This window comes from Marinobacterium zhoushanense (assembly GCF_014641945.1).
Taxonomy (GTDB): Bacteria; Pseudomonadota; Gammaproteobacteria; order Pseudomonadales; family Balneatricaceae; genus Marinobacterium_D; species Marinobacterium_D zhoushanense.
In genome coordinates this window covers 319,026-333,231 of record NZ_BMIJ01000005.1, presented here as the reverse complement: position 1 = coordinate 333,231, position 14,206 = coordinate 319,026, and the positions used below count along the sequence as shown (strand labels likewise).

The following is a 14,206-nucleotide window of genomic DNA, read 5'->3' as shown; positions in this document are numbered from 1 at the left end:
AACTCAGAAAAGCAGCCGCTCGACCAGTTCCAGCACCCCACTCTCGGTCCAGGGTTTGATCAGGTAGTCCGATACCCCTGCGGCCGCTGCTTCATCACGATGCTTGCTGGTCGAGCGCGACGTGATCATGACCACCGGGATAGCCCCGAAGTCCTGGCTATTGCGCAGCATTGCGGTCAGTTCTATACCGTTCATGCGCGGCATCTCCAGGTCGGTCACCACCAGGTCCGGTGGATTACGGCGAACCTTATCGAGTGCATCGAGACCGTCGATGGCGGTCTCGACCTCGTAGCCGCTGTCGCTGAGCAGGGTGGCCAGCGTTCTACGGGCACTGAGCGAGTCATCAACCACCAGCAACCGTGGAAGCCCCGCGACATGATCGGCTTCACCCTGCTCCAGCTCATGATTGAGCTGCGAGTGACAATGGCGCACCCGCGCCTGCAGATCGATGATTGGCGCCACCTCACCGTTTGCCAATATCGTCAGGCCCGGAATTCCGGGGATATCGGGCACCTGGTCGCCCAGGCGCTTGAACACCAGCTCACGGTGAGCCAGGATCTCACGCACGAAGACGACCGCCTTATCGCCCTGATCCAGGTTGACCAGCAACACCGGATGAACCCTCATCTGGCTGTAGTCGGGCGCACGCTCGCCCGCAAGTCCCTCCAGCGTAAAGGCGGGGTACTCGACGCCGCCGAGTTCGAAGAACACCCCCTCGTCACGCTGACGACACTGCCCGTCCAGCGACAGCAGAGTCTGCTCGATGGAGTGGCTGGACAGGGCAAAGATGCGCTGACCGGCACTTTTGACCAGCAGCGTATGCAGCAGCAGCGAGGACGACGGCATCGACAACTCAAAACGGGTACCCTGGCCCTGCTGCGAATGGATATTGAGCGTCCCCCGCATACGGCTGACCTGCTGATAGACCACATCCATGCCGATCCCGCGTCCGGACAGCTGGCTGATCTCTTCGCGCGTCGAGAAACCCGGTACCAAAATCAGGCGCTGGGTTTCGGCATCGCTCAACATCGCCTCGGGTTCGACCAGGCCACGGCGCTCGGCGATCTCGCGTACCCGCTGCAGATCGATACCGGCACCATCATCCTCACACAGGACCTGCACCACCCCCTCGGCCTGAACGAAGCGGATCGTCAGCGTACCGGTTTCCGGCTTGCCCGCTTCGAAACGCAAGTGCGGCGTTTCCAGGCCATGATCGACCGCGTTGCGAATCATATGCATCAGCGGATCCGCCAGCTGATTGAGGATCTGGCTGTCGACCATCACCTCTTCGCCCTCGATCACTAACTGCCCCTGCTTGTCCGCGGCTCGACAGGCCTGACGCATGATACGCTGCATGCGTGAAGCGAGCGTTCGTGCCGGCACCAGCCGGGTACCAAGCACGTTCTCCAACGACTCTTTCTGCAACTGTCCCTGCGCCACCTGCAGCTCCGACAGCTGGCGCAACTGGCGCTCGGATTCCAGATCCACTTCACGCACGTCCGCCACCGCCTCCTGCAGCTGCGACAGGGTGGTATGCATGGCGTGATAGCGGTCCATCTCCAGCGGATCGAAATCGCTCTCCCCCTGCTGCAAGGCGGGCGTCAAGGTGAAGTGGTCCTGCAACTGCTGTTCGAGCTCGAACAGCACCCGCTGCAACAGTCGCTGACGTTCGCGGTTGCTGCGCGACAACGCCCTCATCTGTGTCAGCGTGGCGTCGAGCTGGGTACCGAGCGTGCTCGCCTCACCGGCAATACGAAACAGGTTGTCCAGAATGGTTACCGGCACCCTGATCTGGTTGCTCTCCTTCGTTTCCGGCACCGCTGCGGGTGCAGCCACCGGCGCCTCCGGTCCGGCCTCCGCCGCCGCGCTTTCGGCCTGCTCGCGACGCCGCGCTCGCTCCTCGTCACTGAGCGCCTGGCCGGCACACTCCACCCCCTCAGTACGCAGGCGGTAGAACCAGTTCATCAACTGCTGCAGCTGCGTCTGCGCCGCCTCTGGCGGCACGCCGCCTTCGGTCACCGCTTCACTCATCATCGCCAGGCAATCGGCGGCATCGTTCAGATCCTCGGCCAGCTGTTCGCCCGGGAACAGCCCGGCATCGGTCAGCTGCTCGAGAATATCCTCCAGATGATGGGTCAGATTGGCGACACCGCGGATACCGGCCATATTGGCCAGTCCCTTGATGGTATGCGCCGCCCGCTGGGCCGCCAGCAGGCTGGAAGCGAGACGCTGCTGAATCACCGATTGCAGCTGCTGCTGAAACTCCTCCACCAGGTGCGGCAGTTCGGTATAAAGCATCTCCAGCAGCTGTTCATCGACCCCCTCGCCGATGGCGAGATCGGCATCCTCCGGTCGTGCGGTCTGCAGCTCTATCTCGTCCGCGGCTTGAATGCCGGCCAGCGCCAGCAGACCGGAGATGTAACCGGCCTGCTGAATATCAGCCGGCACCGGCAGGGCTTCATCACTGAGGCAGTCCACCAGCGCTTCACGAGCGCCACGATCGGACAGGTCGTCCAGATGGCGGTGCAACGCCTGCAGCGTGCGGGCAATATGCTGCCGCGTATAGCTGAAGAACCGCTCCGGATGCGCGTTCAGCGCCCTGAGATTGACCACCAGACCCTTAAGCAGCAGTTCCACCCCGGTAAGGTTGACAGTGCTGGATGCTCTTGCCAACGGCGCCAGCGCATCGAGACCATCCTCGATCAGCTGAGCCGCCGCGTCATCGCCGACCGCAGTCTGCCACTGATCCTCGAGTGCCTGCAGGGAGCCGGCCAGCATCGCCAGGATCGCGGCGTCGATACGCGGTCCCGGCTGCTCCAGTAGTGCCATGTCGACCGCACAGAAACTGAGATCCTCTGCGCTCGCCCGCTCCGCCAAAACCTCCGCCGACTGAACGACCAACTCGGGTTCAGATTGCTGGTCGGGTTCAGGCTCAAGTTCGGGTTCAGGTTCAGTATCCAAGCTCTCGTCGAGTGCACTTTCGTCCCTAGCGAAGTACTCCGCCAGCAACTCGCGCAGATCAGCCACATCATCCCCATCCAGCGGCTGTTCCCAATCCGACAGCGCCAGCAGGTCGAGCACCTGGAGTGCCGTATCGAGACTGGGTTGCTCCAGCGCATCCAACGCCGCAAGCAGTGCTGGCACCGGCTCAGCGCTTAGCGAGCCACTACCTTCAATCGCTTCGGCACTGAGTGCAAACAGGTCGGCCAACGCCTGCTGGTCCTGTTCGGCCAGCGTTTCGCTGCGCTCCAGCAGCGATTCGGCGACGGCGGCGATCGCATCATCGTCGGCTTCAGTTTCAGACTCCGCACCAGACTGTCTGGCATCGTCGGACTGCTGATCGCATAGCCCATCGATGCGCGCCCAGTCCTCGCTTAGCAGTCCCGGCAGCAGCTCCAGATCCTCATCGGCCAGCGGCTCACTCCAGCCCTGATCCTGCACCGCCTGCCGGAACGATTCAGAACGCTTTTCGCTCTCCCGCTGGGGTTGTAGCAGAGCCGACAGCGCCTGCGTCAGACTTGCCGACTGTTGCGACGACAGCCGATCCTGCGTCTCCTCCAGCGACACCAGTTCGGTGATCAACGCCAGCGCTTCGCCGACACCCTGAAGCTCATGCTCCAGCGCCAGATCAGCCGCCTCCTGCAGCCGTTCAGCCACGGATGCAACCGGCAGAGCCTCTAGCGTCAGGCTTAGAACAGCGCGCAGCGCCTCGACCACAGCGGGCAGGTCGGCGGCGCTCTCTACCTCAGTCAGTTCCATGTCGCACACCCGCCCGTTACACCGCTTCAACCAGTTCTGCTACCTCAGGCTCTTCAACTGCCTGCAGGGTGAACACCCCGATGGAACGCTTCAGCTCATCCGCCGCACTTACCAGGCGTTCGGACAACTGCCGCTGAGCGAGCATTTCGCTGTTGGTGGCACGGGTAAACTCGTTGATGTTACCGGCACGCTCACGCAGCCCCTGCGCCAGCTTCGCCTGACTTGTCGCGCTGCGCGCGATGCGCATGACCGAGTCAACCAGCGACTGGGTGGTTTCCCGCGTTTCCTCCATACGCTCACCGGCCTGTTCCGCCAGGCGCGTACCGGAGACCACATCCTCGATAACCGAGTTGATAACGTGGATGGTGTCGGCCGTCTCCATCTGGATGTTATTGATCAAACTCTCGATCTCAGCGGTGGCTTCGCGGGAGTTTTCCGCCAGACGCTGTACCTCGTCTACCACCACCATCAGACCACGTCCGGCCTCACCGGCCGACGCCGCGTGCATACTGGCGTTCAGCGACAGGATATGGGTACGTTCGGAGATGTTGTTGATCAAGCCGATGATACCGCCGATCTCTTGGGAACGTTCGCCCAGGCGCTTGATACGCTTCTCCGCCTCATGGATCGTCTGACGGATCTTGTTGATACTGCCGATGGTCGCCGAAACCGACTCTTTCGCCGTTTCCGTGGTATTGATCGCCCGCTTGGAGGCGCTGTTGGAGACCGCCGCCAGCTTGGCGATCAGCTGCATCGCCTGAATCGCAGAGTCCAGACCCTGCAGCGTCTCGGTGATCTCCTCCTGCTCCTTGCTCGCGTGCAGCAGTACGGCGTCGGACTGGGCCTTAACCTGCACCGAGGTATCGTTGACCTCATAGGAGACCGCGCTGACCTCACGCAGTACGCCTTCGATGGAATCGGTCAGCTGGTTGATGGAGTCGGCGACCGCACCGGTAATATCCTCCGCCACCGGCACACGTATGGTCAGATCGCGCTGACTGATCCGGAACACGCTCTGGATCAGTGCGATAATCGACTCGTTGAGCTTCTTGTTCTCGGCCGCCTGCTCCGACAGCGCCAACTCCTTCTCATCCAGCAGAGTATCCAATACCGTCGCCATCTGCCCCAGCTCGTCACGGTTTTCCAGTCGGGTACGGGCCTCGGTATCACCGCCACGCACAGCCTCCACCGTGCTCTGGATGCGACGTACCGGGTCGAGTACACCGTACTTGGTGATCGCCAACGCCACCGCTAGCGCGAAGCTGAGCAGGATCAGGGAGACAAAGGTGAGCTTGATGGTTTCGGATAGCGCCGCATTTTCCGCCTGAAGATCCTGGCGTTCATAGTTGCGTACCAGATCGCGCAAGCGCAGGTTGCGTATCTCCAGATCATCCAACATCGATTTCAGCTGATGGCGGACCTCTCGCATCTTGACCACCGATCTTGAAGCCGGGTCTCGCTGCATCTGCTCCAACGCGCTGATCGCCTGCCAGAAACCTGTGGTATCCAGCGCACTGCTGAAGCTCTGTCGATCCTGCTCACCACGCAGCTTGCTCAGCGACGCTTTCAGTGCGTTGGCATAACTCACCGACGAGGTCAAAAACTCGTCGAACACCGTGGACATGTAGGCCATCTCGGTCTTGGCGATGGTGGAGTCGAGGTTTTCGAGCAACGCATCCAGCCGACCGACGTTTTCAGCCAACAACCGCGTCTGCTCTCGCGTCTTCTGAGACTCTTCGACAATCCTGATGGTTTGGTAAAAGGCGCCCGAGATGGCGGCGACACCGATGATCATAAGCAGCCCCGCTATGGCGAACTTGATGCCCACCCGGATATGCTGAATTCCACCAAAGAATGGCATGTGCTCTACCTCAAGACAGTTCGTTATTCTTGTTACTGTTATGCGCAGTCGGCATAGCAGCCTCTCGGAAAGTACGTTTCAGGTGGCGGATCAAGGCGTGGTGATCCAACTCACCCCAGCACTGCTGCTGTACCCGATACTGGCCGGTGTGGCAGCCAGCCAACGCTTCGGGGAGGGTTTCATTGTGGTCCGGAGCGATCGGCTCCGGATCGCGTAACGCGACGGGAATCTGCCGCAGGATGATGCCCAACGTCGACGGCTGCCTGTCGATCAACAGTATCCAGTACTGCCGGGACAGGTCCGTGGCACCCTGCCCCAGCAACAGGTTCAGATCATAGACCGGAACCGTGTGGCCGCGGTGATTGATGAATCCCGAGAACCAGGCCGGGGTGTCCGGCAGGACACAGATATGGGTTTTACTCGCCAGTTCGGCGAAGGTTCCCGCCGCGAGCATCAACCGATGCGTGCCCAGTTGAAAGCCATGGCGCACTTCACCAACTTCGCTACCCTCGGCGTCAAGCTCGGCTCCAGCTAGCGCAACCCCGGTCTGTTCGACCATAACCTGCCCTCCTGGCTCAGCTGTACCTAATCACCTGATCGAGGATCTCCTGATCGGTGTAGGGCTTGGCGATCACCGCACTGGCGCCCTGCAGCTGCGCCCAGACCTTATCCGCTTCCTGATGCTTGCTCGACACGATGACCACCGGGATGCCCTTGGTCTTGGCATTGTTGGTGATCTGACGACAGGCGGAAAAGCCATCCATACCGGGCATGACGATATCCATAAAGATCAGGTCCGGGGACTCCTTTTCCGCCAGCGCGACCCCCTCCTGACCATTGGAGCCGGCCAGGACCTGGGCTCCAGTGCTTTTCAGGATGTCACGCAAACGCTGCTGCTGTACCGGATCATCTTCGACGACAAGAATTTTGTTTACGGCCATGTTGATATCCAAAGCTCCAATAAAATGGGTAGTACTAAGCTTTTTTGAACTCGCTGACCCAACGCGTTACGCGCTTGATAACCTTGCGGAACTCGTCAGGCTGGATCGGTTTGGTCAAGTAAGTGGAGGACCCCGCCATAATCCCTTTCACCTCATCGAGCGGTGAACTCTTGGATGAGAGCATGATGATCGGTGTCTTCTTCAATGCAGGAATCGCTCGCATACGAGTACAGGTTTCGAAACCATCGATGCCGGGCATCATGATATCGAGGAAAATGAAGTCGAATGTGGTTTGAGCGACTTGAGAAAGTGCCGACTCGCCATCGTCGGCAAAGCTGATCTCGACCGGGTACTCCAACAGCTGCAGCTCCTTTGCCAGCGCCTGCTGCATCGGCGGACTGTCGTCCACGACCAGCACAGAGTAGGGACGCTCGGAAGCGGTTTCCAAACTGGCCTGCTGCAGGCGCAGTGCTTCTATCTGCGCATCGTACTTGCTGAAGCGGTTTTCCGACTGCTCAGGTTCAACATCACTATCGTCCACCGCGTCGGCTTGGTCGGCTTGGTCGGCTTGGTCGGCTTGGTCGGCTTGGTCGGCTTGGTCGGCTTGGTCGGCTTGGTCGGCAGACTCATCCTCAACCGCTGGCGGCGCCAGTTCAACACTGCTCTCTGGTGCGGGAGCCAGGTCGGCCTCAGCCGACACCTCATCGGTGGGCTCGTCCACCTCAGACCGATAGGGCTCGAAGCTCTCCAGCGTCCTGATCACCCTGGATGAGATAAATGGCAGCTTGATATGGTGCAGGCCTTCCCGCGCCGGGGGCTCGCGGCTAACCACGACCAGCCGGCCATGGAAGTCCGCCGGCAACTCGGCGATCGGAGCTGCATCCAGTTGCGCTTCGCCGAAGAGCAGCATCAGGTCCGGCAACGAGGAGCTGTCAAACTCGGCAAGCGTGTACGTTGTACTTTTGGACAGGGCAAGAATCTTATCCAGCTTTTTCAGCTGGTCTGCGGGAAACCCTAAAGTCCCTATATGCATACAGCATCCTTGTATAGATCTGTCCTGCTGTGGGCTAGCTATGCGCCTGCGCCAGCAGTCTCGTTATTTTTTATATGGCGTCTGTCGGACGAATGGATGTTGTAGACTAGAAGCCTCTCAAAAACAACCGTTTCAACGACGCGGCTACCGACCTTGCCCGGTTTGCACCGGTTAAGCGAATCAATCGGCCGCGTGGCTGCTGAATTCGACCGCACTTGCGGATACCATCAACGCTGACCGCCACATCTAACCGGAGAGCAGATTGAACACCAGCAAAGCGGCACTCGCATTTCAACGCAAACTCTTTCTTGCCTGGCTGATCAGTCAGCAGGAGCATAGCCTGCCGAGCCTGCAAAAAGCCACCGGCATGCCGCGACGAACGCTGCAGGACACGTTGAAAACCCTGAGTGATATCGGCATCGACTGCGAGTTCGTGCAAAGCTCGGGAGAGCGCAACAACCAGGGCCATTACCTCATCCGCGACTGGGGACCGATCGACCCGGAGTGGGTCTCTCGCCGGGCCGAGCAGATCGCGACGGCGCTCGAGATTCCGCCACAGAGCTGAGCCGGGGACGCTGATCATGCCCCCTTGCGCAGCTGTTCGATCTGCTCCAGGTAGCCGCGATAATCGGGGCTATCCTGGCGACTGTAGTTGAGGTTGCGCAGCAGGCCGGTCAGCGAGACGAAGTAATCCCGCGCCTCGGCCTTGTCGCGCAGTGGCGGTAGCTGGCTCAGACAAGTGACCAGCAGCGCCAGCAGCTCCCGTTGCCGCTGGATCGGCGTCGACACATCCACCGGGTCGAAGGCATCCTGCTGCAGATAGACCTGATCCAGACACTGGGCCTTCTGCCAGGTCAGGTAATCCTCCAGCGTCACCCCCTCCTCGCCGGTTACCTCCATCATCTGCTGCACTGCCTCCCCCTGCTTGAGCAACTTGAGCAGGTCGCGTACCCGATCGGTCCAGCCCGGTTCCAGCTCCTGCTCGAACCAGTCGCCGAGCTGATCCAGGTAACGTGACCAGGAGATCAGCGGATCCACCGCCGGGTAAGCGCGTTTGTAGGCACGATCGGCGCTCAGACCGAGGAAGGTCTTCACCGTGCGCAACGTGGCCTGGGTCACCGGCTCCTCAAAGTTGCCGCCGGCCGGCGATACGGTACCGATCAGGGTCAGGCTGCCCTCGCGACCGTCGTTGGTGCGCACCACGCCGGCACGCTCATACAGGGCCCTGATCGAGGATTCCAGGTAGGCGGGGAACGCCTCCTCGCCCGGAATCTCCTCCAGACGCCCGGAGGTTTCCCGCATCGCCTGTGCCCAGCGCGAGGTGGAGTCGGCGATCAACAGCACGTTGTAGCCCATCTGGCGGTAATACTCGCTGATGGTGATACCGGTGTAGATCGACGCTTCACGTGCCGCCACCGGCATCGACGAGGTGTTGCAGATTATCACCGTGCGATCCATCAGCGTACCGCCGCGCGGATCCGGCGTATTGGGAAATTCGGTGATCGTCTCCACCACCTCACCGGCGCGTTCACCGCAGGCGACGATGACCACGATATCCACATCGGAGTAGCGCGAGATCAGGCTCTGCAACACCGTTTTGCCGGCACCGAAGGGGCCCGGTATACAGGCGGTACCACCGCGCGCCACCGGAAAGAAGGTGTCGATCAGGCGGATACTGGTCAGCAGCGGCTGGCTTGGAAACAAACGCTCGCTGTAGCCTTCACGCAACAGGTCGCGGTTGACCGGAATACGCACTGGCCAGTGCTGCTGCATAGATACCTCGCGTTCGCGACCATCTTCGCCGCTGAGGCGCAGTACCGGCGTGGTGACACTGAAACTGCCCTCCTGAACCCAGCTTACTTCGGCTTTGCCACGCATATTGAACGGCGCCAGGATGCGGTGTTCGAAGCGCCCCTCCTGTACGGTACCGAGCAGGTCACCGGCCTTTACCTTGGCGCCGATCTTGACCTTGGGCACGAAAGACCAGCGCTGCTGGTTATCGATGCCGTCCACCGCCAGGCCGCGGGGCAGAAAGAAGCCGTGCTGGCCGGCGATCAGCTCCAGCGGATTCTGCAGCCCGTCATACACCTGGCCCAGCAGGCCGGGTCCCAGTGCCACCGACAGCATCTGTCCGCTCTGCTCCACGGCATCGCCCACCGCGACGCCGCGGGTGTTCTCAAATACCTGCACATCGGCCTCGCCGTAACGCACCCTGAGCACCTCGGCCTGGAGCTTTTCGGCAAAGTCAGCCTGAGCCCGTTGCGGACAGATCAGGACCACCTCGTTCTTGGTGACCGGGTAAAACTCCCCTTCGCCATTTTTCAGCAGCCTGATGGTAACGATGTCGTCATGCACCGCACTGACGCGGGCGGTGACCTTAACCGGTTGAGCCCTGTCGCTCATGCTTCACTCCCTGTCCATTCCCGCTTGTTCTGCACCAGTTCCAGACTCTGCAGCGTTCCGCTGAGCCAAAGGTCGAAATACTCCTGTGCCTGCTCGGCACTCCAGCGCAGGCGATACTCCGCCAGCGCCCAACGCAGGCGATAGGCGGCAACCGCGGCAAAACTGAACGCCCGCTCCTGTTCCATGCGCCAGAGTCGACTCCAGAACCGCTCCAGCAACAGCAACTCGAGCGCGCGGCTCTGTCCCGACTCCAGCGCGTCACGGGCCTGTATCAGCCAGGGGAAACGTCGTTCGAGACCAAACAGCGGCAGCTGCCAGTCCCGCCGGATCAACCAGACACAGGGGCCAAAACCCTTGAAACTGGCGCCATCCTGCTGTCCCGCCAGGCGGTAGCGCAACGCCGCCACCAGCGTGCGTGACTCCAGGTAATCGGCGATCACCGCGCTCAGTGCCGGATCGGCGATCGCCTCCAGTTCACTGTGCCAGAGCGCAATCTCGTCAGCGTCGGACAGTGTTTCGTCGCCGATACGCTCACGCTGGCACAGGTGCAGGGCACGCGCCAGTTGGTCCCGGTCCGCTTCGCTAAGCATGTTCAGGCGCTGCTCCAGCTTCAGCGTCGAGCAGGGCAGTTCCTGCAGTTTGGCCAGTGGCGCCAGAGTCGGCAGCGCCGGCACCAGCGTGTAATAACTCAACGAATAACACCCTCCAGCAACGCCCTGAACCTTGGCTGTAGATGCTTCAACAACAGTTCGGCCAACGCCTTGTCGCTGAGATCCAGTTCGGCATCCTCACCCTCGAATCGCAACACCAGGCCCTTATGCTCGCCAATATCAAAACTGAGCCCTTCACGCAGCTGCTCGGCCAGCAGTTGCTGCACAAAGTTACTGAGCTTGCCTTCACGATAGGCATGGGGGTTGCGTCTTAGCTCATCGATACCGACAAACTGTTCCGGCAGCAACACCTCCAACCTCTTGCCCTCCAGGTCCACGCGGTCGCGCACCCTGCACACCAGCTCACGCAACAGCGCCTGCATGAACTGAGCATCATCGAGCTGCTCGCTGACCAGGATCCGCACCCGGTCGGCAAATACCCTCGCCAACGCCTCTCTCAGCTGCAGCTGCACATCGCGAGCGGCAATACGCAGTGCATCCTCGCCGCCCTTACGCAGGCGTTCCGCTTCGATGCGCGCCTGATCACGAACCTGCTTCGCTTCCTGCTCCGCCTGCTCCACCAACCAGTCGGCGCGGCGCTGCGCCTCCTCGATCAGTTTCTCCGCTTCCTGCTGCCCCTTTTCGACCCCCTGCAAACGCAGGCGCTCGATCAGCGCTTCGACGCCGGAGGCGGCATGGGATTTCTCGAAATTGTTCATACCGCCTCCATCAGGCCGGTATTCCGGCACTGATCACCAGTGCAAAAATGAACGCGAATACGGCGAAACCCTCGACTATAGCCGCCGGTGCCACCGACATACCGAAGATCTCCGGCTTGATCTTGGACACGTTGATCGCCGAGGCACAGCACTGCCCCTGGCGCCAGGCACTAAACAGCAGTGCCAGCCCGGCCAACATACCAACTGCGAACAGGCCCGGTGCGTTATCGATGTTCACCGGCCTGTTCAGCGAGAACATCACCACGATGCCATAGATCGTCTGCGACGAGGGCATCGCCGCGATCCCCACATAGCGGCCGTGACCGGTTTCCGTTTCCAGCAGCGCGCCACAGGCGGCCTGCCCGGCCAGCGCACAGCCGATGATGCTGCCGATCGCGCCCAGCGCCATCGGTCCGTAGAGGCCAGCCCATCCGAGGGCAATGATCAGGTTGTCCAAGGGTTAACCTCCCGCTTGGCAAAGGGTTGAAACGCATAGCCTTCGTCAGAAAGGCTCCAGTTGTAGAATTCGATCAGGTTCAGACGCAGGCCGTGGATCACGCCACTGACCACCGCGAGCACGAAGTTGAGCAGGTGACCGACCACCAGGATCAGCACCTCAAGCAACACGCCCATGCCGGGCAGTGCCGCGGCCACATCCTGCGCCAGCTGATTGAAGGTCAGCGCCAGCGAGGCGCTGGCCAGCCCGAGGGCAAACAGGCGCAGGTAACTAAGTACGTCGCCAAACATGGAGGAGAGCCCGGTCAGCGCCAGCAGACCATCCATCGCCCGCAGCAGCCAACTGCGCAGATCGGTGCCACGGCGCTCACTGGAGCAGGCAAAGACCAGCAGCAGTCCGAGTGCGCCCAGGATCAGGATGCCGGGCGACTGGCCACGCTGCCATAGCACCAGCGCCGCCAGAATAACCAGCATCCATCCGGCACTGGCAAAGGCCGGCAGACGACCGCGCAGGCGCCAGGCATTGATGCCGTTGGCAAGCAGCAGGTGGCCGGCACCGATAAAGATCGACAGGTTCATCATGCTGTTGAAGTCATTCACATCCAGCAGCTGTACAGCCTCAAGCGCAGCCATTGGCGGCCCGGCGCCGAAGTAACTGCCCACCAGCACGCCATAGACCAGGGAGAACAGGGTCAAGGTGGCACCGAGCACGCGCAACCGCTGCCCGGTGGACGTCTCCTCCATGCGACGCCAATAGAACAGCATCACCGCCCCCAGCAGCAGGGCGTAGCCGGCGTCGGACAGAATCAGTGCAAAGAAGGTAGCAAAGGAGAAGAACACCACCCGAGATGGATCCCAGGCGTGATAACCGGGCATCTGGTAAAAGCGCACCACCTCCTCGCCGCCAGCCAGGGTCGCTGGATTCTCCAGCAGCGTCGGTGGCAGTTCATCCGCTTGCGGTTCGCTCAGTAACAGCGCCAGCCCCTGGCGCTCGGCAAACCCACTCAGCTCCCGTGTTTTACCGGCATCGATCCAACCCTGAACCGCAAACACGCCATCACGCTCCAGCGTCGAGGCACTGACCTCGGCCCGCTCCGCCGCGTCGGCGTTGCCCGCCAGCGAGCGCTGTAACAGGTAGAGCCAGCGGGTGTCTGCCTCGCGCTCGCCATCCAGCAGCTCCAGCTCGATCTCGATATCGTGCAGCTGACGTTCCAGCGTTGCCAGCGGGATGGAGCCGGTATGGGTGCGCGGCACCGGCATCTGGTTCGGTCGCGGCTCCTCCTTGGCGATTACCGCCACATAGGTATGGCGGTTGTCCCGGTATACCGCGCTCCAGGCCAGGCCATTGCGCTCCACCTCTTTCATGCGGTAGTTGGGCACCAGGTAGAACCAGAGTCGCTGTCCGTAGAGCCCCTCCTCCCCCGGCAGCTCGAAACTGCCCCAGGGACGCAGATCATTGATCCGTTTCACCAGTGCATCGCGCTGCTCCTCCAGCCGCATCCGCCGATGTCGCTTATCCAGTACCACATGCACCACGGCAGCAAGGTCGAAGCGATCGGTCTCGGTCACCTGGCGCCGCTTATTTGGGCAGCAGGCCAGGTAGTGCAGCGCCAGACGCAGGCGCTCGGGGCTGACACCGGAGTCGTCGACCCACTCGGTCTGAGGCCCGGACGCCAGCGGGATAATGTGCAGCAGCCCCAGTGACTGCAGGGCATCCAGCGCCGATGCCTTCTCCTGCAGCATGCCCACCAGGGAGGCTTTTAGCAGACGTCGAATACTCACGATGCCGCCCTCAACCGCTTGCCTTTGGCGATCTTCGCCCGCACCACGCCGGCCCGCTCCGCGTCGGACAGCGCTATACGGATACGCCGGATATGACGCTCAGCACGCGGGATCAGCACCTTGTCGAACAGATTGAGTCGCTGGGTGGTCTTGCGCAGGGCCGCCTCGAGACGTGCCAGACGCTCCTGCTCGACCTGAAGGGCCAGCTCCAACTGCAGGCGGCGTTCGGCAAGGTCCAGCGCCCGATCGACCCAGGCCGGCAACGCCAGGCGGGAGTGTTGATGGCGGTCGATATCGATACGCTGCAACAGGGGGAGCTTGATGCCGACCAGGTTAACCTGCTCGACACTGACCCCAACCACCTGTACCAGCTCATGCAGGTCGAGACCACTCTGCGCCAGCATCGGCAGTTGCTCACCCACCTGCGCGCTGATACCGGCCAGTTCGCGCTGCTGCTCCGCAATCAGTCGCCGGCTCTGCTGGCGCGCCGCCAGAATCTGCTTGCGTTTCAAATCCAGCGCCGGCACGAACTGACGAAACGCCTTCAGGCGACGCGATTCACGATGCAGGGAGCTTTTATTCAGCGCCAGCTTGGCCATCGC

The 14,206-nt window shown here is 61.5% G+C and carries 12 protein-coding genes; 1 reads left to right on the top strand and 11 read right to left on the bottom strand.

The annotated features are described in order from the left end of the window. Window positions 1-3: 3 nt before the first annotated feature. Genes IEX40_RS13820 through IEX40_RS13800 form a run of 5 tightly spaced genes read right to left on the bottom strand, consistent with a single transcriptional unit; the run spans window position 4 to window position 7,594 of the window. Complete coding sequence (locus tag IEX40_RS13820; RefSeq protein WP_229680763.1) at window positions 4-3,759, bottom strand: hybrid sensor histidine kinase/response regulator; 3,756 nt, start codon at window positions 3,757-3,759, stop codon at window positions 4-6. Between the two features lie 16 nt (window positions 3,760-3,775). Then, window positions 3,776-5,620 (bottom strand): methyl-accepting chemotaxis protein, encoded by a 1,845-nt coding sequence (locus IEX40_RS13815; RefSeq protein WP_188749245.1) that lies wholly within the window; start codon window positions 5,618-5,620, stop codon window positions 3,776-3,778. A 10-nt stretch (window positions 5,621-5,630) separates the two neighbouring features. Next, the gene (locus IEX40_RS13810) at window positions 5,631-6,179 is read right to left on the bottom strand and encodes a chemotaxis protein CheW (RefSeq protein WP_188749243.1); all 549 of its coding nucleotides are present in this window, start codon (window positions 6,177-6,179) and stop codon (window positions 5,631-5,633) included. Window positions 6,180-6,195: 16 nt separating this feature from the next. Beyond that, complete coding sequence (locus IEX40_RS13805) at window positions 6,196-6,561, bottom strand: response regulator (RefSeq protein ID WP_188749241.1); 366 nt, start codon at window positions 6,559-6,561, stop codon at window positions 6,196-6,198. 34 nt (window positions 6,562-6,595) lie between these two features. Next, a complete protein-coding gene (locus IEX40_RS13800; protein WP_229680762.1) occupies window positions 6,596-7,594 on the bottom strand; it encodes a response regulator in 999 nt (332 codons plus the stop codon). Window positions 7,595-7,856: 262 nt separating this feature from the next. On the opposite strand from IEX40_RS13800, the gene IEX40_RS13795 reads away from it, so the two are divergent. Then, window positions 7,857-8,159, top strand: a complete 303-nt coding sequence (locus IEX40_RS13795; RefSeq protein ID WP_188749239.1) for a winged helix-turn-helix domain-containing protein — start codon at window positions 7,857-7,859, stop codon at window positions 8,157-8,159. 14 nt (window positions 8,160-8,173) lie between these two features. Here IEX40_RS13795 and IEX40_RS13790 read toward each other — a convergent pair whose 3' ends face one another. From IEX40_RS13790 to IEX40_RS13765, 6 genes are read right to left on the bottom strand one after another with little or no spacing between them, the layout of a single operon-like run. Further along, a complete protein-coding gene (locus IEX40_RS13790) occupies window positions 8,174-9,997 on the bottom strand; it encodes a V-type ATP synthase subunit A (protein WP_188749237.1) in 1,824 nt (607 codons plus the stop codon). After that, entirely contained in the window at window positions 9,994-10,689 is a 696-nt protein-coding gene (locus tag IEX40_RS13785; protein ID WP_188749235.1) for a hypothetical protein, read from the bottom strand. Before IEX40_RS13785 ends, IEX40_RS13790 begins: the two co-directional genes overlap by 4 nt. Then, entirely contained in the window at window positions 10,686-11,366 is a 681-nt protein-coding gene (locus IEX40_RS13780; RefSeq protein WP_188749234.1) for an ATPase, read from the bottom strand. Before IEX40_RS13780 ends, IEX40_RS13785 begins: the two co-directional genes overlap by 4 nt. A gap of 10 nt (window positions 11,367-11,376) precedes the next feature. Then, window positions 11,377-11,823 carry an ATP synthase subunit C gene (locus tag IEX40_RS13775; RefSeq protein ID WP_188749232.1) on the bottom strand — a complete coding sequence of 149 codons (447 nt, stop codon included), beginning with the start codon at window positions 11,821-11,823 and terminating at the stop codon, window positions 11,377-11,379. Beyond that, the gene (locus IEX40_RS13770) at window positions 11,811-13,604 is read right to left on the bottom strand and encodes a V-type ATP synthase subunit I (RefSeq protein WP_188749230.1); all 1,794 of its coding nucleotides are present in this window, start codon (window positions 13,602-13,604) and stop codon (window positions 11,811-11,813) included. Before IEX40_RS13770 ends, IEX40_RS13775 begins: the two co-directional genes overlap by 13 nt. Continuing rightward, on the bottom strand, window positions 13,601-14,203 hold the full coding sequence (locus IEX40_RS13765; protein ID WP_188749229.1) for a V-type ATP synthase subunit D: 603 nt from the start codon (window positions 14,201-14,203) through the stop codon (window positions 13,601-13,603). The genes IEX40_RS13770 and IEX40_RS13765 overlap by 4 nt, the downstream gene beginning before the upstream one ends. Between the last annotated feature and the right edge of the window lie 3 nt (window positions 14,204-14,206).

Coding starts and splice junctions, on each gene's coding strand:
- IEX40_RS13800 (WP_229680762.1), bottom strand. CDS start 7,594: ATGCATATAGGGACTTTAGGGTTTCCCGCAGACCAGCTGAAAAAGCTG.
- IEX40_RS13780 (WP_188749234.1), bottom strand. CDS start 11,366: ATGAACAATTTCGAGAAATCCCATGCCGCCTCCGGCGTCGAAGCGCTG.
- IEX40_RS13820 (WP_229680763.1), bottom strand. CDS start 3,759: ATGGAACTGACTGAGGTAGAGAGCGCCGCCGACCTGCCCGCTGTGGTC.
- IEX40_RS13765 (WP_188749229.1), bottom strand. CDS start 14,203: ATGGCCAAGCTGGCGCTGAATAAAAGCTCCCTGCATCGTGAATCGCGT.
- IEX40_RS13815 (WP_188749245.1), bottom strand. CDS start 5,620: ATGCCATTCTTTGGTGGAATTCAGCATATCCGGGTGGGCATCAAGTTC.
- IEX40_RS13805 (WP_188749241.1), bottom strand. CDS start 6,561: ATGGCCGTAAACAAAATTCTTGTCGTCGAAGATGATCCGGTACAGCAG.
- IEX40_RS13790 (WP_188749237.1), bottom strand. CDS start 9,997: ATGAGCGACAGGGCTCAACCGGTTAAGGTCACCGCCCGCGTCAGTGCG.
- IEX40_RS13810 (WP_188749243.1), bottom strand. CDS start 6,179: ATGGTCGAACAGACCGGGGTTGCGCTAGCTGGAGCCGAGCTTGACGCC.